Source organism: Massilia sp. WG5, assembly GCF_001412595.2.
Classification (GTDB): Bacteria; Pseudomonadota; Gammaproteobacteria; order Burkholderiales; family Burkholderiaceae_D; genus Telluria.
On sequence record NZ_CP012640.2, the window covers coordinates 5,476,120 to 5,493,343 of the forward strand.

The 17,224-nt window shown below is 70.3% G+C and carries 17 protein-coding genes; 12 read left to right on the forward strand and 5 right to left on the reverse strand.

Features of this window, described 5'->3' with window-relative positions; all coding sequences use genetic code 11:
• Window positions 1-106 precede the first annotated feature (106 nt).
• From AM586_RS24445 to AM586_RS24500, 12 genes are read left to right on the forward strand one after another with little or no spacing between them, the layout of a single operon-like run.
• The gene (locus AM586_RS24445) at window positions 107-757 is read left to right on the forward strand and encodes a cytochrome c3 family protein (RefSeq protein WP_047825474.1); all 651 of its coding nucleotides are present in this window, start codon (window positions 107-109) and stop codon (window positions 755-757) included.
• The gene (locus tag AM586_RS24450) at window positions 754-3,606 is read left to right on the forward strand and encodes a 4Fe-4S dicluster domain-containing protein (protein ID WP_109370523.1); all 2,853 of its coding nucleotides are present in this window, start codon (window positions 754-756) and stop codon (window positions 3,604-3,606) included. The genes AM586_RS24445 and AM586_RS24450 overlap by 4 nt, the downstream gene beginning before the upstream one ends.
• A complete protein-coding gene (nrfD, locus tag AM586_RS24455) occupies window positions 3,603-5,003 on the forward strand; it encodes an NrfD/PsrC family molybdoenzyme membrane anchor subunit (protein WP_047825473.1) in 1,401 nt (466 codons plus the stop codon). The genes AM586_RS24450 and nrfD overlap by 4 nt, the downstream gene beginning before the upstream one ends.
• Window positions 5,000-5,545: a DUF3341 domain-containing protein gene (locus AM586_RS24460; RefSeq protein WP_197416464.1), complete on the forward strand. Its 546-nt coding sequence runs from the start codon at window positions 5,000-5,002 to the stop codon at window positions 5,543-5,545. The genes nrfD and AM586_RS24460 overlap by 4 nt, the downstream gene beginning before the upstream one ends.
• A complete protein-coding gene (locus AM586_RS24465; protein WP_047825472.1) occupies window positions 5,542-6,165 on the forward strand; it encodes a cytochrome c in 624 nt (207 codons plus the stop codon). Before AM586_RS24460 ends, AM586_RS24465 begins: the two co-directional genes overlap by 4 nt.
• On the forward strand, window positions 6,162-7,190 hold the full coding sequence (locus AM586_RS24470) for a hypothetical protein (RefSeq protein ID WP_047825471.1): 1,029 nt from the start codon (window positions 6,162-6,164) through the stop codon (window positions 7,188-7,190). The genes AM586_RS24465 and AM586_RS24470 overlap by 4 nt, the downstream gene beginning before the upstream one ends.
• Complete coding sequence (locus AM586_RS24475) at window positions 7,177-7,509, forward strand: hypothetical protein (protein WP_052233998.1); 333 nt, start codon at window positions 7,177-7,179, stop codon at window positions 7,507-7,509. The genes AM586_RS24470 and AM586_RS24475 overlap by 14 nt, the downstream gene beginning before the upstream one ends.
• Complete coding sequence (locus AM586_RS24480) at window positions 7,506-8,339, forward strand: SCO family protein (RefSeq protein WP_047825470.1); 834 nt, start codon at window positions 7,506-7,508, stop codon at window positions 8,337-8,339. Before AM586_RS24475 ends, AM586_RS24480 begins: the two co-directional genes overlap by 4 nt.
• Complete coding sequence (coxB, locus tag AM586_RS24485; protein ID WP_047825469.1) at window positions 8,336-9,286, forward strand: cytochrome c oxidase subunit II; 951 nt, start codon at window positions 8,336-8,338, stop codon at window positions 9,284-9,286. The genes AM586_RS24480 and coxB overlap by 4 nt, the downstream gene beginning before the upstream one ends.
• Window positions 9,261-10,886: a cytochrome c oxidase subunit I gene (gene ctaD / locus AM586_RS24490; protein WP_047825468.1), complete on the forward strand. Its 1,626-nt coding sequence runs from the start codon at window positions 9,261-9,263 to the stop codon at window positions 10,884-10,886. The genes coxB and ctaD overlap by 26 nt, the downstream gene beginning before the upstream one ends.
• Window positions 10,883-11,545 carry a cytochrome c oxidase subunit 3 family protein gene (locus AM586_RS24495; protein WP_047825467.1) on the forward strand — a complete coding sequence of 221 codons (663 nt, stop codon included), beginning with the start codon at window positions 10,883-10,885 and terminating at the stop codon, window positions 11,543-11,545. Before ctaD ends, AM586_RS24495 begins: the two co-directional genes overlap by 4 nt.
• Window position 11,546: 1 nt before the next feature.
• The gene (locus AM586_RS24500) at window positions 11,547-11,873 is read left to right on the forward strand and encodes a cytochrome C oxidase subunit IV family protein (RefSeq protein ID WP_047825466.1); all 327 of its coding nucleotides are present in this window, start codon (window positions 11,547-11,549) and stop codon (window positions 11,871-11,873) included.
• Here the strand turns inward: AM586_RS24500 and AM586_RS24505 are convergent.
• The 5 genes from AM586_RS24505 to AM586_RS24525 are packed head-to-tail and all read right to left on the reverse strand — an operon-like array spanning window position 11,865 to window position 17,222.
• Window positions 11,865-13,064 carry a family 1 glycosylhydrolase gene (locus AM586_RS24505; protein ID WP_052233997.1) on the reverse strand — a complete coding sequence of 400 codons (1,200 nt, stop codon included), beginning with the start codon at window positions 13,062-13,064 and terminating at the stop codon, window positions 11,865-11,867. The genes AM586_RS24500 and AM586_RS24505 overlap by 9 nt on opposite strands.
• Entirely contained in the window at window positions 13,061-14,221 is a 1,161-nt protein-coding gene (locus AM586_RS24510; RefSeq protein WP_047825465.1) for an alpha-hydroxy acid oxidase, read from the reverse strand. Before AM586_RS24510 ends, AM586_RS24505 begins: the two co-directional genes overlap by 4 nt.
• A gap of 12 nt (window positions 14,222-14,233) precedes the next feature.
• Entirely contained in the window at window positions 14,234-15,865 is a 1,632-nt protein-coding gene (locus AM586_RS24515; RefSeq protein ID WP_047825464.1) for a GMC family oxidoreductase, read from the reverse strand.
• Complete coding sequence (locus AM586_RS24520) at window positions 15,865-16,479, reverse strand: gluconate 2-dehydrogenase subunit 3 family protein (protein ID WP_047825463.1); 615 nt, start codon at window positions 16,477-16,479, stop codon at window positions 15,865-15,867. The genes AM586_RS24515 and AM586_RS24520 overlap by 1 nt, the downstream gene beginning before the upstream one ends.
• Entirely contained in the window at window positions 16,476-17,222 is a 747-nt protein-coding gene (locus AM586_RS24525) for a hypothetical protein (protein WP_060567162.1), read from the reverse strand. The genes AM586_RS24520 and AM586_RS24525 overlap by 4 nt, the downstream gene beginning before the upstream one ends.
• Window positions 17,223-17,224: the final 2 nt, after the last annotated feature.

Genomic DNA, 17,224 nt, shown 5'->3' on the forward strand with positions numbered 1-17,224 from the left:
TTCAAGCGTGCGGGCCGTATTCCGGCACTCGCCTATACTATGAATGGTGGTAAAAACAACAACTATATAACAACAAATCCTTTTTCGGACCTGATCCGTATTAGCAATGGCCGCGCCATTTTCCAAGACCGCCGTCCTCGTCATCAAGCTCGCCCTGCTGGCGATCGTGGGCGTGGTCGTGGCGGCGGTGGCGGCGGCGCGCTGGGAGATGACGCCGCGTAACGGCGTGATGCAGCCGGTCAACCAGCCGATCCCCTTCAGCCACAAGCACCATGTCGGCGACGACGGCATCGACTGCCGTTACTGCCATACCTCGGTCGAAAAGTCGGGCTTTGCCGGCATGCCCTCGACCGGCATCTGCCTGAGCTGCCATTCGCAGCTCTTCCTCGATTCTCCCTTGCTGGCGCCCCTGCACGAGAGCGCGCGCACCGGCAAGCCGATCGAGTGGGTGCGGGTGCACGACCTGCCGGACTTCGTCTACTTCCAGCACGATATCCACATCAACAAAGGCGTGGCCTGCGTCGAATGCCATGGCCGCGTCGACCAGATGCCGCTGACCTGGCGCACCGCCTCGCTCGAGATGCAATGGTGCCTGGGCTGCCACCGCAATGCGCCGCAGCATATCCGGCCCCTGTCCAAGGTGCTGTCGATGGCGCCGCAGCGGCCCCTGAGCCCCGAGGAAGTGCGCCAGTTGACCCGGCTCTACCACCTGCGCGACCGGAACGCGCTGACCAACTGTTCGACCTGCCACCGATGAAAGCTCCCGGCCACCCTGTCATTCCGATCCACGGCCAGGATGAGCCGTCGCGGCGCCGCTTCCTGAAGCTGATGGCGGCCTCCGCGGCCCTCGCCGGCGCCGGCTGCAGCGGGCCGCCGGCCGAGACCATCGTGCCCTATGTGCGCATGCCGGAGCAGGACGTGCCCGGGCTGCCGCTGTTCTACGCCAGCGCCTTCGTGCGGCGCGGCTTCGCCCACGGGGTGCTGGTCGAAACGAATATGGGGCGCCCGACCAAGGTCGAGGGCAATCCCGAGCACCCGGTCTCGGCCGGCACCACCGACGTCTTCACCCAGGCCTCGATCCTGCAGATGTGGGACCCGGACCGGTCGCAGACCGTGCAGCAGAGGGTGGAGAAGGACAGCGAACTGTCGACCTGGGCGGCCTTCGAGGCGGCCCTGGAGGCGCGCCGTCCGCATTTTGCGCGCGACGGCGGCGCCGGGCTGCGCATCCTGACCGGCGCCGTCACCTCGCCGACGCTGGCGGCCCAGCTGGCGGCGCTGCAGCAGAAGTATCCGGCGATGCGCTGGCATGCCTGGGATCCGCTGCACGACGACGGCGCGGCGGCGGCGGCCGACCTGGCTTTCGGCCGTCCGCTGGATGCGCTGTACAGGCTGGATCGCGTCGCGGTGCTGCTGACCCTGGACGCCGACCTGTTCGGCGCGGAAGGCTCGCACGGCGCCAGCCTGGCGCATGCGCGCGCCTTCACCGCGCCGCGCCGGCTCGGCGCCAATGTGGCCGCGAACCGCCTGTATGCGATGGAATCGACCCCGACCCTCACCGGCGCCTATGCCGATGAGCGCCTGGCGCGCGCGCCGCACGAGATCGAGGCGGCACTGTGGCGCATCGCCGGCATGCTGGGCGCGGCCCCGGGCGGGAGCACGGCGGCCGATGCGGCCGGGACCCGTTGGGAAGCGGCGGTGGCGAAGGCCTTACGCGATGCCCGCGGGCGTGCGCTGGTGGTTGCCGGCCCGACCCTGAGTCCGGCCAGCCGCGCCCTGGTCCACCTGCTCAACCAGCGCCTGGGCGCGCAGGACGGCGCGCTCGCGTATATCGAACCGGTGGCGCTGGGCGCGCCGGCGCACGGCGCCGCGTTGGCGGAGCTGAGCGCCGACATGCAGGCCGGCAGGGTCGACACCCTGCTGATGCTGGACGCGAATCCGGTCTACGCCGCGCCGCCCGCGCTCGGGTTCGCGCAGGCCCTGCGGCGCGTGCCGCTGAGCGCGCATCTCGGCCTGTACCGCGACGAGACCGCACGCGAAGCCGGCTGGCACCTGCCGCTGGCGCACTGCTACGAAGCCTGGAGCGACGCCCGCGCCTCTGACGGCACCGCCAGCATCGTGCAGCCGATGATCGCGCCCCTGTACGGCGGACGCTCGGCGCATGCGCTGCTGGCGATCGCGCTGGGGGAGGGCAGCCGCGACGGCCACGCGCTGGTGCGCGCCACATGGCAGGCGGCGCGCCCGGGGCAGGAAACGGATGCCTTCGACGCGGCCTGGCGCGAGGCGCTGCGCCGCGGCCTGGTGCCGGACAGCGCCGCGCCGCCGGTCGCGGTGCGCACGGCCACGGCGCCAGCGCAGCCGGCGCCGGTCGCCCCGCCGCTGGTGGCGCGCTTCGCGCCCGACCCGGCCGTCGACGGCGGCGAATTTTCGAACAACGCTTGGCTGCAGGAGCTGCCGCGGCCACTGAGCTCGCTCACCTGGGACAACGCGGCCCTGGTCGGCCCGGCCACCGCCAAGCGCGCCGGCCTCGCCGACGGCGACATCGTGCGCCTGGAACTCGACGGGCGCACACTGGAGGCGCCGGTGCTGGTGCTGGCGGAGCAGGCCGAGGGCGCGGTCACCCTGCCGCTCGGCTACGGCCGCAGCGGCGCCGGTTCGGTCGGCAATGGCGTCGGCTTCAACGCCTACCGCCTGCGGGCCGAGGCGGCGATGGGCGCGCAGGACGCGTCGGCGCCGCTGGGGATGGTGCGTACCGGGCGCAGCCATGAATTCGCGCTGCGCCAGCGCGAAGTCGACATGCACGGACGCGATCCGGTGAAGGTGACCGAAGTCAGCCGCCCGGTGCCGCGCAAAAAGCCGGAAGAAGAGGAGGGCGGCAAGACCTCGCTGTACCCGGAGCGCAGCTACGATGAGTACAAATGGGGCATGGCGATCGACCTGAACGCGTGCATCGGCTGCGCGTCCTGCACCGTCGCCTGCCAGGCCGAGAACAATATCCCGGTGGTCGGCAAGGAAGAGGTGATCCGCGGCCGCAGCATGCACTGGATCCGCGTCGACCGCTACCGCACCGGGCGGCGCACCCTGTTCCAGCCGGTTCCCTGCATGCATTGCGAGCACGCGCCCTGCGAGGAGGTATGCCCGGTCGGCGCCACCGTGCACGACGACGAAGGCTTGAACGTCCAGGTCTACAACCGCTGCATCGGCACCCGCTTCTGCTCGAACAACTGCCCTTATAAAGTCCGGCGCTTCAACTTCCTGCAGTATTCGAACGAGAAGCTGGAGAGCCTGAAGGCGCTGCAGAATCCGGAAGTGACGGTGCGTAAGCGCGGCGTGATGGAAAAGTGCAGCTACTGCCTGCAGCGCATCACGCGCGCCCGCATCGACGCCGAAAAGCAGGGCCGCCCCATCGCCGACGGCGAGGTCGTGACGGCCTGCCAGGCGGCCTGCCCGACGGCGGCGATCCACTTCGGCGACCTGAACGATCCGCGCAGCGCCGTGGTCGCGGCCAAGGCCTCGAAGCTCGACTATGTGCTGCTCGAGGAACTGAACACCCGGCCGCGCACCAGTTATGCGGCGCGCGTCGTCAACCCCGATCCGGAGCTGGGATGAGCGCGCCACCGTCCCTCGACCCCGGAACGGATTCGCCGCGCTCGCGAAACAGCGAGGTGCTGCGCGCCGGCTGGGGCTATGCCGACGTCAGCGACAAGATCGCCGGCATCGTCCTGTCCGGCCATTTCGGCTGGAAGTGGTGGACCGCCTTCCTGCTAACATCCGGCGGCGTGCTGGCGATGCTGGTCGCGGTCAGCTGGCTGCTGGTGAAGGGCATCGGGATCTGGGGCGTCGACATCCCGGTGGCCTGGGGCTTCGCCATCGGGAACTTCGTGTGGTGGATCGGGATCGGCCACGCCGGCACCTTCATCTCGGCGGTGCTGCTCCTGCTGCGCCAGAAATGGCGCACCTCGATCAACCGCTTCGCCGAGGCGATGACCCTATTCGCGGCCGGCATCGCCGGCATCTTCCCGATCCTGCACCTGGGCCGGCCCTGGTTCTTCTACTGGCTGGTGCCGTATCCGAACGTGATGAACGTCTGGCCGCAGTGGCGCAGCCCGCTGGTCTGGGACTTCTTCGCGATCGCCACCTATCTGTCGGTGTCGCTGCTGTTCTGGTACGTGGGCCTGATCCCCGACCTGGGCACGCTGCGCGACCGCGCCGGCGCGCGCGGGCAACGCGGCGCCCAGGTCGTCTACGGCATGCTGGCGCTGGGCTGGCGCGGCGAGGCGCGGCACTGGGCGCGCTTCGAGAAGGCCTACCTGCTGCTGGCAGGGCTGGCCACGCCGCTGGTGGTGTCGGTGCACACCATCGTCTCGCTCGACTTCGCGGTCGGGAACACGCCCGGCTACCATTCGACGATCTTCCCGCCGTACTTCGTGGCCGGCGCGCTGTTCTCGGGCTTCGCGATGGTGCTGACCCTGGCGATCCCGCTGCGCGCGGCCTTCGGGCTGCAGGACTTCATCACCGGCAAGCACCTGGCGAATGCCGCCAAGGTGCTGCTGGCGACCAGCTGCATGGTCGGCTACGGCTACCTGGCCGAGATCTTCACCGCCTTCTACAGCGGCGACAAGTACGAGATCTACATGACCGTCAACCGCTGGACCGGGCCTTACGCGCCGGTCTACTGGAGCATGCTGACCTGTAACATCCTCGTTCCGCAGCTGCTGTGGTGGCGCCGCATGCGCCACAGCGTGCTGGCGCTGTTCGTGCTGAGCCTCGTCATCAACGCCGGCATGTGGATGGAGCGCTTCCTGATCGTGGTGTCCTCGCTGCACCGCGATTATCTGCCCTCGGCATGGGGCATGTTCTATCCGACCCGCTGGGACTGGATCACGCTGTTCGGTTCGATCGCGCTGTTCGTCTGGCTGTTCCTGCTGTTCGTGCGCTTCCTGCCGCTGATCTCGATGGCCGAGATGCGGGAGCTGGTGCGCGAGAGCGCAAAGGGGAAGACATGAGCAGGCAGCGAGGCGCGCGCCTCTACGGCCTGCTGGCCGAGTTCCCCAACGCCGACGCCCTCTGCGCCGCCGCGAAGCAGGCGCGCGAACACGGCTACACCCACGCCGAAGCCTACAGCCCCTTCTTCATCGAAGGCCTGGACGAGACGCTCGGCAGCGGCCCCAGCCTGGTGGCGCCGGCGACGCTGGCCGGCGGCCTGCTGGGCGGCGCCGGGACCTACTTCCTGCAGTGGTATGCGGCGGTGGTCGACTATCCGATCAACGTCGGCGGCCGGCCCCTGCACAGCTGGCCGGCCTTCATCCCGGCCACCTTCGAGATCACCATCCTCGGCGCGGCGCTGGCGGCGGTGCTGACGATGCTGATCCAGAACGGCCTGCCGCGCCTGCACCACCCGCTGTTCGAGGTCGAGGAATTCGAGCTGGCCAGCCGCAACCGCTTCTTCCTGTGCCTGCCGGCCCGCGATCCGGTGTTCGCGCCCGGCCCGGCGCGCGCGCTGCTGGAAGGGCTGCAGCCGATGCTGCTGCGCGAGGTGCCGGCATGAAGACGAGCGTCTGCCTCCTGCCGCTGCTCGGATTGCTGAGCAGCCTCCTGAGCGGCTGCGAACGGGCCAAACAGGACATGTACGACCAGCCGCGCTATAAAACTTTTTCCGCCGCCAAGCTGTTCCCGGACGGCGCCAGCGCGCGCACGCCGCCGCCCGGCACCCAGCCGCGCGCGCGGGGCGCCTTCGCCGACAGCACCGGCGGCCGCGCGGGCGCGCAGGCGGTGCAGGCCGACCTCGCGGCCGAGCGCGCGCAGACGAATCCGTATCCGGTCGACCTGCGCCTGCTGGAGCGGGGCCGTGACCGCTACATGATCTACTGCATGCCCTGCCACAGCCCGGTGGGCGACGGCGACGGACTGGTGGTGCGGCGCGGCTTTCCGGCGCCGCCCAGCTATCACCAGGAACGGCTGCGCAAGGCGCCGGACCGCCACCTCTACGACGTGATCACGCAGGGCTACGGCGTGATGGTGCCCTATGCCGACCGGGTCGAGCCGGCCGACCGCTGGGCCATCGTGGCCTTCATCCGCGCCCTGCAGCTGAGCCAGAACGCGCCGGCCGACAGCCTGCCGCCGGCGCTGAAGGCGCGCCTGGATGCACAGCCCGGAGGCGCCCCATGAGGCCGGCCATCCAACGCAGCGTGCTCCTTGCCGCCGCGGTGGTGCTCGCGGTCCTGTGCTGGTTCGGCTGGCGCGCCGATGGGCGCGCGCTGCTGGCCGGCTACCTGGCGGTGTGGTGGTTCGCCACCGGCGCGCTGCTGGGCGGGCTGGCCAACCTCTGGCTGCACCAGTTGACCGGCGGCGCCTGGGGCGAGACCATCCGCCCGCCGCTGCTGCGCGCGGCACGCTGGCTGCCGCTGGCCTGCCTGCTGTTCATTCCGGTGCTGCTGGGGATGCACCTGCTCTACCCGTGGGCCGGCGCGCAGCCGCTCGCGCCGGACACGCCGTTCCGCCGCTGGTGGCTGACGCCCGGCGGCTTCATGCTGCGCAGCGTGGCCTACCTGGCCCTGTGGAGCCTGCTGGCCTGGATCGAGACGCGCGCCCGCCATCGCTCGGCGGGCCGGGCCGCCGTCTGCCTGCTGCTGTACGGCTTTTCGAGCGGCCTGGCGTCCATCGACTGGATCATGTCGCTGCAGCCGGAATGGTATTCGAGCGTGTTCGGCTGGCTGACCGGCACCGGCCAGATGCTGACCGGGCTGGCGCTGGCGGTGCTGCTGATCGACAGGACAGCGGCGCGCCAGCGCCTGCCGGACCTCGGCAACCTCCTGATGATGTACGTGATGACCTGGGCCTACCTGGCCTACGTGCAGTTCCTGATCATCTGGGCGGCCGACCTGCCGCGCGAGATTTCCTGGTACCTGCGGCGCGACTCGGCCGGCTGGCACGCCGTCGCCTGGAGCCTGCTGGCCCTGCACGGCGCCGGACCGATCCTGATCCTGCTGTCGCGCCATGCCAAGCAGGCGCCGCGCCTGATGGGGGCGCTGGCGGCGGTGCTGCTGGCGGCGCACCTGCTCGACTGCTGGTGGCTGGTGCTGCCCTCGGTGCACGGCCTGATTGCCGACTGGGCCTGGCCGGCGCTGCTGCCGGTACTGGCTGTCGTGGTGCTGGCCACGCTGGGAAAGGAGAAAGTCCATGTCCGGGCATGACGAAGACGGCATCCACGTGCGCGCGATCCGGCGCGGGGCGCTGGCGATCGCGGGCGGAATCGTGTTCGCGGTGGGCGGCTCGTGGTGGCTGCTGGATCGCCTGGGGCCGGCCGTGAACACCGCGTCGCCGCCCGCCGCGATCCCGGCGCCGCGCCTGCAGCCCGCGCCGCAGGAGGAGCGCGCCGCCTACTTCGCCGAAAAGGAAAGGCGCCTGTCCGGCTACGGCTGGGTCGACCGGAACGCCGGCATCGCCCATATTCCGCTGGAAGAGGCGATGCGGCTGGCGGCGGCGCGCGCCCGACAGGAGCCGAAGCCATGATCCGCGTGCTGCTTGCCATCCTTTGCTTCTTGCTGGTCCAGGCGCCGGCCGGCGCGCAGGCGCTGCGTCTGCCGCCGCAGCCGGCCGCCGGCTTCGCTCCCGCCCCCGGCGCGCACCTGCCGCTCGACGCCGTGCTGCGCGACGAAGACGGCGCCGCGCTGCGGCTCGGGGCGCTGTTCGGCGCCGCGCCGGTGGTGCTGGTGCCGGGCTACTACACCTGCCCGAACCTGTGCAGCACCCTGTTCGAAGGCGTGCTGCAGGCGCTGGCCCTGAGCGGCATGGCGCCCGGCAGCTACCGCCTGGTCGGCTTCTCGATCGATCCGCGCGACGGCGCCGCGGCCGCGGCCGGCAAGCGCCGCGCCTACGCCGCGCTGCTGCCGGGCGGCGCGCATGACCTGCGGATGCTGACCGGCGACCCCGCGGCGCTGGCGCGGATCGAAGCCGCGCTGGGCTACCGCGCGCCGCGCGACCCGCAATCGGGCGAATACGCCCACGCCGCCGGCTTCGTGGTGGCCGATGGCGCGGGACGGATCACGCGCTACTTCCCCGGCGTGCGCTTCGATCCGGCGGCGCTGCGGACGGCCATCGACGCGGCACGGGACGGCCGCGGCGACGACAGCCGCGGCGGCGCCGGCCAGGAGAAATCGCTGGGCGAACGCCTGCTGCTGCTCTGTACCCATTACGACCCGGCCGTCGGCCGGCACAGCGGCGCGGCGATGGCGGCGGTGCGCGCCGGCGTGCTGCTGGTCCTGCTGGTCCTGGGTGGCTCGATGTGGCGCGTCGCGCGGCGCCGGCGCCCGGCGCCCCTATCGAAGGAGGCCAGGCCATGAGCGTTCCCTTCCGCCTGCTGCCGCTCGATGGCGCCCAGTCCGCGACCCGCCTGGACAGCCTGGCGCTGTGCCTGCTGCTCCTGACCGGCGTGGTGGCGCTGGGCGTGCTGCTCCTGATGATCGTGTTCTGCGTGCGCTACCGGGCCGCGTCGACCGCCTCGCGCGAGCATCCGCCTGCCAAGGGACGCCTCGTCGAAATCTCCTGGACCGTGATCCCGATGCTGCTGTTCCTGGTCCTGTATGCCTGGGGCGCGGTGGACTACGTCTCGCTGTACCGGCCCGACCCGGCCGCCACGCCCGTGTTCGTGGTGGCCAAGCAGTGGATGTGGAAGGCCGAGCACCGCAACGGCCGACGCGAGGTCGGCCAGCTGCACCTGCCGCTGGGACGCCCGGTGCGCGTGGTGCTGACCGCGCAGGACGTGATCCACAGCTTCTTCGTGCCGGCCTTCCGCATCAAGCAGGATGCGGTGCCGGGCCGCTACACCTCGATCAACTTCACGCCCAGCCGGGCCGGCGAATACCAGCTGTTCTGCGCCGAGTTCTGCGGCACCGAGCATTCGACGATGACGGGGAAGATCGTGGTGATGCCGCCCGCCGAGTACGCGCAGTGGCTGGCCGCGGGGCCGCGCCAGCCCGGCATGGCGGCGCGCGGCTTCGCACTGTTCCGCAGCTACGGCTGCAGCGGCTGCCACGCCGCCGGCTCCAGCGTGCACGCGCCGGACCTGAGCAATCTGCTGGGGCGGCGCGTCCACCTGCAGGACGGCCGGGTACTGACCGCCGACGAAGCCTATGTGCGCGACTCCATCCTGGTGCCGCGCAAGGACATCGTGGCCGGCTACGAACCCATCATGCCTTCCTTCGCCGGCCAGATCGGCGAGGAAGACCTGCTGGCGATTATCGAATACATCAGGGAGAGCGGACATGATCAGCCCACAGAGCGACCTTGAGCTCGAAGAACGGGGCACCACAGCGGGCACCAGCTACCTGGCCGAGGGTTTCACCATCTGGTCCTGGCTCAGCACGCGCGACCACAAGCGCATCGCGCTGCTGTACGGCGTGTCGATCACGCTGTTCTTCTTCCTCGGCGGGATCGCGGCCGCCCTGATCCGGCTGGAGCTGGCCACCCCGCAGGGCGACCTCGTCACCGCCGACACCTACAACAAGCTGTTCACCGCGCACGGCGTGATCATGGTGTGGCTGTTCCTGATCCCCTCGATCCCCTCGGTGCTGGGCAACTTCCTGATGCCGCTGATGATCGGCGCGCGCGACCTGGCCTTCCCGCGCCTGAACCTGGCCAGCTGGTACCTGTACCTGCTGGGGGGCGCGATCGTCCTGTGGGCGCTGCTGGTGGGCGGCGTCGACACCGGCTGGACCTTCTACACCCCGTTCTCGACCATGTTCTCGAACTCGCACGTGGTGCTGTGCCTGGTCGGGGTGCTGGTGGTCGGCTTCTCGTCGATCCTGACCGGCCTGAATTTCATCGTCACCGTGCACACCATGCGCGCGCCGGGGATGGGCTGGTTCCGCCTGCCGCTGTTCGTCTGGGCCAACTACGCGACCTCGCTGATCCTGGTGCTGGCCACGCCGGTGCTGGCCATGACCCTGCTGCTGGTCGGGATCGAGCGCCTGTTCCAGGTCGGGATCTTCGACCCCGCGCTGGGCGGCGATCCGCTGCTGTTCCAGCACCTGTTCTGGTTCTATTCGCACCCGGCGGTCTACATCATGGTGCTGCCGGCGATGGGCGTGGCCAGCGAGATCATTCCCTGCTTCGCGCGCCGCCCCGTGTTCGGCTACCGCTTCATGACCTATGCGATCCTCGCCATCGCCGTGATCGGCTTCCTGGTGTGGGGCCACCACATGTTCGTCAGCGGCCAGTCGGTGTACGCGGGCATGGTGTTCTCGCTGCTGTCCTTCATGGTCGCGGTGCCGTCCGCGATCAAGGTCTTCAACTGGACCGCCACCCTGTACAAGGGCCGCATCACCTTCGACGCGCCGATGCTGTACGCGCTCGGCTTTGTCGGCCTGTTCACGATCGGCGGCCTGACCGGCCTGTTCCTGGCGGCGCTGGCGCTGGACGTGCACCTGTCGGATACCTATTTCGTGGTCGCCCACTTCCACTACATCATGGTGGGCGGCTCGGTGATGGCCTACCTGGGCGGCATCCACTTCTGGTGGCCGAAGATCACCGGGCGCATGTACTCGGAGGCCTGGGGCAGGCTGGCCGCGGTGATCATTTTCGCCGGCTTCAACCTGACCTTCTTCCCGCAGTACCTGCTGGGCTATGCCGGCATGCCGCGCCGCTACCATAGCTATCCGGAGGAATTCCAGATGCTGCACGTGCTGTCCTCGGCCGGCGCGGTGACGCTGGCGGTCGGCTACCTGCTGCCGCTGGGCTACCTGGCCTGGTCGCTGCGCTACGGCCGTCCGGCGCCGCGCAACCCCTGGCAGGCGACCGGGCTCGAATGGCAGGCCGCCTCGCCGCCGCCGATCCACAACTTCGCCCAGCCGCCGGTGGTGGTGCGCGGCCCATACGCCTACAAGCCATGAGCGCGGTCCAGCCTCCTCACGCCGAGCAGTTCAGCAGCCGCGAACAGCAGGATTTCGCCGGCAGCTTCGGCATGTGGGTCTTCATCGCCAGCGAATTCCTGTTCTTCGGACCGCTGCTGTTCGGCTACTTCTACCTGCGTACCCATTATCCGCAAGCCTGCGCCGCCGCCAGCCGCCATACCGACTTCCTGCTCGGCACCGCCAACACCGCCGTGCTGCTGACCAGCAGCTTCCTGATGGCGCTGGCCGGCCATGCGGCCAAGGCCGGGCAGCGTCCGCAGGCGGCGCGCCTGCTGGTGGCGGTGGCGGCGCTGGGCCTCGCCTTCCTGGCCATCAAGGGCTTCGAATACCACAGCGAGTTCCAGGAAGGCCTGTTCCCCGGGGCGGGTTTCCGGCCGGAGAAGGGCGGGCAGCCGCAGGACATGCCCGGCATGGAGCTGTTCTTCCTGCTGTATTTCGCGATGACCGGGCTGCATGCGCTGCACCTGACGATCGGCATCCTGGCCTGCCTGGCGATGGCCTTCCTGCTGCGCCGCCCGGCGCCGGCCGCGCCGTCCGGCGAAGCGGTCGAACTTGCCGGCCTGTACTGGCACTTCGTCGACCTGGTCTGGATCTTCCTGTATCCGCTGCTGTACCTGGTCGGCAGGGCGGGAGGCTGACATGGAGCGCCGCACCCGTCCCCTGGTGCTCACCTGGCTGGCCCTGCTGGCCCTGCTGGCGCTGACCGCCGCCATGGCCTGGATCCCGCTGGGCTGGATCAATACCGCGATCAGCATGGCGGTGGCGGTCGCAAAGGCGCTGCTGGTGGCCATCGTCTTCATGCGCCTGCGCGCCAGCCATCCGCTGCTGCGGCTGACGGCGCTGGCCGGCCTGGTCACGCTGGCCCTGCTGTTCGCCCTGTCCGGCGCCGACTACGCCACCCGCAGCGAGGTGCCGGCGGCGTGGCAACAGCCTTCTACCGTACCCCCGCGCATGGGCTCACAATGAAACAGGGCAGGCAAGACGCCCGCTCCAGTCTGCAATTAATTTTCCGTAGGCCCTGCCGACCGGCCGGATCTTGCGGTCCAGGTCGAACAGCCCGCGCGGGTTGACCTTGCCGCGCTGTTCGCGCAGTTCGATGTCCCAGTCGACCTGGTCGGTGATCGAATACCAGGTAAAGCCGGTCACCGCGACGCCGGCGCGCATCAGGCCGCGCAGCAGCGCCCATTGCCGCTCCAGCCAGGCGCAGGCATCAAGGCCCTGCGGGCCGTCGTCGCGGTTGGTCTCGGTGTGCATCAGGGGCAGGCGGTAGCGTTCCGCATACTCCCGCGCGATCACCGCATAGCCGAGCAGCTCGTCGACCGGACGCATGCTGCCGTCGGCGTCCACATGGTGCTCGTTCGAGCGGTAGTAGTCGGTGCCGAGGATGCAGTGCCGGCGCAGGGCGTGGGCCTCGAAGAAGCGCAGCTCGTCCTCGCTCATGCCGTTGTCGAGTACAAAAGTGCGCAAGGCGGGTTCCAGCGCGCGTCCATAGTTGAGATCGAGCGTCAGGAAGCGCCGCAGGTTGCGCGTTTCCGCGATCGGCTCGGCGCCGGGGGCGCTGGCGTGGAAGTATTCGCTCGATTCGCTCTGGATGAACAGGGCGTCCGGCTGCATGCTGCGAATCGCATGCATGGCCAGCTGGTTGGCCTTGACCAGGTGCTTGATGGCGGTAACGTAGGCGCGCTCGTCGCTCAACTGCTCGTTCCAAAAGCCGTACAGGGCGGAAAAGCGGGCGCAGACGTACATCTCGTTGACCGGGGTGAACAGGCGGATCCAGGCATAGCGCCGCGTGAATTCCATGGCATAGCGCGCGAACAGTTCCGGAAAGTCCGGATTCTGGAAGTTGCCGATCCAGTCCGGCACGCCGAAGTGGCAGAGGTCGGCGATCGGCGCGATACCGAGTTTCCGCAGTTCGGCGAAGGCCTGGTCGGCGAAGGTCCAGTCGTAGCGGTCCGGTCCCAGCCAGCTGCGGTGCAGAGGGATGCCGTAGCGCAGGGTGCGGATGCCGAGATCGGCCGCCAGCGCGAAGTCGGTGCGGAAGTAGCGGTAATGGCCGCATTCCTCCATCTGGTCGCGGCGGATCTTGCCGTGGCCGATGGTCGGGCTGCTGTTCTCGATCCCGCTGGCGAACATGAACGGGGGCGGCTGCAGCGTCATCGCCGGCCTCCCAGGGGCGGCTGGGCGGTGACCACGCCGGGCGGCACCGCGGACACGCTGGACAGGCCGGCCAGCATCATGCAGTCCTGCAGCTCCTGCTCGAACAGCTCGAGCGCGCAGTGCACGCCGTCGCGGCCTTTCGCCGCCAGGCCGTACAGGCAGGCGCGCCCGCTCAGGCAGGCGTGCGCCCCGAGGCCGAGCGCCTTGACGATGTCGCCGCCGGTCCGGATGCCGCCGTCGAACAGGACTTCGATGCGCTTGCCGACGCTTTCCGCGATCTGCGGCAGCACCGAGATCGAGGACGGCGAGCTGTCGAGCTGGCGCCCGCCGTGGTTCGAGACGATGATGGCGTCGGCGCCGATGTCGACGGCGCTGCTGGCGTCGTCCGGGTGCATCACGCCCTTCAGGATCAGCTTGCGCGGCCACGCCGACCGCACCCAGCGCACGGTCTCGAGGTCGAAGCTCGGATCGAACTGCGCTTCGATCCACTTCGACAGCGATCCCACCGAGCCGCCCTCCTTGATTTCGTGCTCGAGGTTGCCGAATGTATGACGCTTGCTACCTGCCATGCCGGCCAGCCAGCGCGGGTGGGTCAGCATCTCGAGCACGTTCCTCGGCGTCAGCCGCGGCGGTACGCCCAGGCCTTCCTTCTCGTCGGCCCAGCGCTTGCCCTGGGTGTGCAGGTCGATGGTCAGCACCAGCGCCGAACAGTTGGCGTCCAGCGCGCGGCGGATCAGGCTTTCGTTGACCCTCCTGTCCTTCATGAGGTAGAGCTGGAACCAGAAGGGCTTGCCGGTCGCCTCGGCGACGTCCTCGATCGAGTTGATCGAGCAGGTCGACAGGCAGTAGGGCACGCCGTAGTCGGCCGCCGCGCGCGCCGCCTCGCACTCGCCGTTCGGCCACATCAGGCCGGCCAGGCCGGTCGGCCCGACCGCCAGCGGGATCCGCGCCGGATCGCCGGCCATGGTGGTGACGGTGTCGCGCCGGGCGACGTTGCGCAGGCTGTGCTGGCGCAGCGCCAGGGCGCGCAGGTCGTCCAGGTTGCGCTGCAGGGTGAGCTGCTGCTCGCTGCCGCCATGGATGTAGTCGAACAGCACCGAGGGCAGGCGCTCGCGGGCCAGGGTTTCGAGGTCGAAGATGCTGGCGATCTTGCTCATGGCTTGCTCATGTCAGAGTTCTCCGCGTGCGGAAAGACGCCGGATGCGCTCGCCGATGCGGCAAGCCAGCGCCTGGATCGTGAGGGAGGGATTGACCCCGCCGCAGGTCGGGAACAGCGAGCCGTCACAGATCCAGAGGTTGCGCACGTCCCAGCTGCGCCCGTCGGCATCGACCACGCTGCTGTCCGGGCTGGCGCCCATGCGGCAGGTGCCGAGGATATGGCTGGTGTCCTCGCTGCTCCACAGGTCCCGGCCGCCGGCCGCCTCCAACATCCGGCCCATGAAGCGGCGCGCGTGCTCCTGCATGCGGCGGTCGTTGTCGGAGTAGGCGAAGTCCACGCGGGCAACCGGCAGGCCATGGCGGTCGCGCTTCGCCGCCAGGGTGACCCGGTTCTGGATACGCGGCTCGGTCTCGGCCACCGCCACCAGCCCGCTCATGTGGTTATAGTCGAGCATGGCCTCGCGCAGCGCCATGCCCCACAGGTTCTGCGAGGTCGCCACCAGCTGGGCCCAGGCGCGCGGCAGCGGGCCCTGGCTCATGAAGGCGTAGCCGCCGTCGAAGTCCTTGCCCTCGTCGGCATAGTTCCAGTGCTCGCAGACGGCCATGTTGGGCGGCCCCTTGTTCCAGCGGATTTCCTCGTCGAAGCGCGCCCACACGCCGGGACCGGCGTGGGTGGTCAGGTGCGTGCCGACCAGGCCGGAACTGTTGGCCAGGCCCTGGGGGAAGCGCGCGCATGCGGAATTCAGCAGCAGGCGCGGGGTCTCGATCGCATAGCCGGCCACCACCACATTGCGCGCGCGCTGGAAGCGCCATTCTTCGTCGCGGCGGTAATGCACGCCGCTGGCCAGGCCGGCCGCATCCAGCTCGATGCGGCCGGCCATCGCCAGGTCGCGCACCTCGGCGCCGGCACGCAGGGCGCGCGGGATCCACACCACCAGGGCGCTCTGCTTGGCGTTCGTCGAGCAGCCGAAATTGCAGAAGCCGCGGTAGACGCAGGGCGGCGACTTGCCGCGCGGCGCGGAGACGGTCGCCAGCGGCACCGGCGACCACGCCACACCCATGCGCTCGGCGCCGCGCGCCAGCACCAGGCCGGCCGCGTTCATCTCATGCTCGCGGTAGGGATAGCGGCGGTGCGGCGGCCCCCAGGGATAGCGCAAGGGACCGGAAATCGCCAGCGCGCGCTCGGCTTCCTCGTAGTAGGGCGCCAGTTCGTCGTAGCCGATCGGCCAGTCGACGCCGTAGCCGAGCAGGCTGCGGGCGCGGAACCATTCGGGCCGGAAGCGCAGCGAGATCATGCTGAAGTGGACGGTCGAGCCCCCTACGCCCCAGCCGGAGTTGTTGCCGCCGAGGGCGATCGGGTCCAGGCCGCCGGTCAGGCGCTCCTCCAGCCAGTACAGTTCCTGCTGGGCTTCCTCGTCGGAGGCGAAGTCCTCGAGCGGACGCCAGAACGGCCCGGCTTCCAGCACGACCACGGAAAAGCCGGCTTCGGCCAGCTTGCAGGCGAGGGTGGCGCCGCCGGCCCCGGCGCCGACGATCGCGAAGTCGACCTCGTCGCTGTCGGGGTATTCGCGCATCGGCACCCAGCCGCCGCGCGCGAACACGTCCGGTGCGCGGCCTCCTCCGGTGCGTGGCCGGCGCGCCATCAGCGCACCTCGCGCAGCTGTCGGGCTTCGCGGGCCTCCCAGGGATCGCGCCGGTCGAGGCCGAGGCGCACATAGCCGCGCGGGCTGGCCGGGCCGCCGAAGCCGATCTCGTTCCAGGCCCGGGGGTGGGCGTAATAGATGCCGGCCGCGGTCTTCAGCAGCATGTGGGTGAAGAAGCGCTGCGCGTGCAGCGCCTGCCATCGGGGCGAGCGGACATCGTTGTCGGCCAGCGCCTGCAGCACGGCGTCCTGGCCTGCCGGTTCGAGTTGCGCGAAGTCGCGGTCGTGGCGGCGGTGCGCCTCGTCGGCGAGGGCGGCCAGGCCCAGGCGCCAGGCCTCGCGCATGGGCGGATCGTCGGGATGGCGGAAGCCTTCGCCGCGCTGATCGAACAGCATGGCGTCGATCCAGGGCGTGATCGGAATCGGATCAAGGCGATCCGGCTGCGGCAGCAGGCGCCGGTTGACGGCTTCCAGCAGTTCCCACTCGTCCGGATCGAGGAAGCGGCGCGGCGGTACGGCGTCCAGGCGCTGCGCCAGCACCTGCCGGGTGGTGTCGTCGAAGGACGGGCTGTCCCATTTGGCCAGCACGTCGTAGCCGGGGTAGCGCGTGCTCATGGGAGCTCCAGCGCGGCGCCTCCGGCCAGCGCCAGCGCGGAAAAGCTGGGCGGCGCGGGCAGCGGCGGACCGCTCAGCACGTTCTGGCTCCAGTTGCGCCAGCCACCCATCTGGCGCGCGACGCCGCGCGCGTGCAGGGCGACCCCGGCCACGCCCAGCCAGGCGGTGGCGTTCAAGCAGGCCCGCGCCAGGCGCGTGAGCCGCGGCGCGGCCTCGGGCGGATGCGCGGCGGCGCCCGCCAGCAGCGCGGCGGCCACCGGCGGCAGGCTGACCGGCAGCCACATCGCCGGGTTGTGGAAGGCGCCGCGGAAATGCAGCAGGGCCGCTTCCAGACTGGTGCCGGCCAGGCCGGCGGCCGTCAGCAGGCCGAGGGCGCGGCGGCGCGGCAGGCGCGCCAGCGTCGGTGCGCCGCGTCCAAGCTCGCGCGCGGCCAGCCCCAGCAGGCCGGCCAGCGACAGGGCCACCGGCGCCCCCAGCGGCGCGGCGTAGAACAAGTTACCCCAGGAAAGGCCGCCGGGCCGGCGCAGCAGGTTGTAGGTGTGGAAGCCGAGCCCCGCCGCGCCGACCGCGCAGGCGGCGCCGAAGGGCAGGGCGGGCGCCGGACGGGCCGGCCGGCGCGATGCCCGGGCTGCGCCCGCCAGCGCCAGCGCGGCGCTGGCCAGCGGGGCGAACATGCCGGGATTCTCGAAGCCGCCGCGGTAGTGTTCCAGGGCGCTGTCGCTCAGGACGGAGGCGGCCAGCATCG

Bases quoted from the DNA above. Each gene is read 5' to 3' on its own strand.
- AM586_RS24445 (WP_047825474.1), top strand. From the start codon at position 107: ATGGCCGCGCCATTTTCCAAGACCGCCGTCCTCGTCATCAAGCTCGCC.
- AM586_RS24450 (WP_109370523.1), top strand. From the start codon at position 754: ATGAAAGCTCCCGGCCACCCTGTCATTCCGATCCACGGCCAGGATGAG.
- nrfD (WP_047825473.1), top strand. From the start codon at position 3,603: ATGAGCGCGCCACCGTCCCTCGACCCCGGAACGGATTCGCCGCGCTCG.
- AM586_RS24460 (WP_197416464.1), top strand. From the start codon at position 5,000: ATGAGCAGGCAGCGAGGCGCGCGCCTCTACGGCCTGCTGGCCGAGTTC.
- AM586_RS24465 (WP_047825472.1), top strand. From the start codon at position 5,542: ATGAAGACGAGCGTCTGCCTCCTGCCGCTGCTCGGATTGCTGAGCAGC.
- AM586_RS24470 (WP_047825471.1), top strand. From the start codon at position 6,162: ATGAGGCCGGCCATCCAACGCAGCGTGCTCCTTGCCGCCGCGGTGGTG.
- AM586_RS24475 (WP_052233998.1), top strand. From the start codon at position 7,177: ATGTCCGGGCATGACGAAGACGGCATCCACGTGCGCGCGATCCGGCGC.
- AM586_RS24480 (WP_047825470.1), top strand. From the start codon at position 7,506: ATGATCCGCGTGCTGCTTGCCATCCTTTGCTTCTTGCTGGTCCAGGCG.
- coxB (WP_047825469.1), top strand. From the start codon at position 8,336: ATGAGCGTTCCCTTCCGCCTGCTGCCGCTCGATGGCGCCCAGTCCGCG.
- ctaD (WP_047825468.1), top strand. From the start codon at position 9,261: ATGATCAGCCCACAGAGCGACCTTGAGCTCGAAGAACGGGGCACCACA.
- AM586_RS24495 (WP_047825467.1), top strand. From the start codon at position 10,883: ATGAGCGCGGTCCAGCCTCCTCACGCCGAGCAGTTCAGCAGCCGCGAA.
- AM586_RS24500 (WP_047825466.1), top strand. From the start codon at position 11,547: ATGGAGCGCCGCACCCGTCCCCTGGTGCTCACCTGGCTGGCCCTGCTG.
- AM586_RS24505 (WP_052233997.1), bottom strand. From the start codon at position 13,064: ATGACGCTGCAGCCGCCCCCGTTCATGTTCGCCAGCGGGATCGAGAAC.
- AM586_RS24510 (WP_047825465.1), bottom strand. From the start codon at position 14,221: ATGAGCAAGATCGCCAGCATCTTCGACCTCGAAACCCTGGCCCGCGAG.
- AM586_RS24515 (WP_047825464.1), bottom strand. From the start codon at position 15,865: ATGGCGCGCCGGCCACGCACCGGAGGAGGCCGCGCACCGGACGTGTTC.
- AM586_RS24520 (WP_047825463.1), bottom strand. From the start codon at position 16,479: ATGAGCACGCGCTACCCCGGCTACGACGTGCTGGCCAAATGGGACAGC.
- AM586_RS24525 (WP_060567162.1), bottom strand. From the start codon at position 17,222: ATGCTGGCCGCCTCCGTCCTGAGCGACAGCGCCCTGGAACACTACCGC.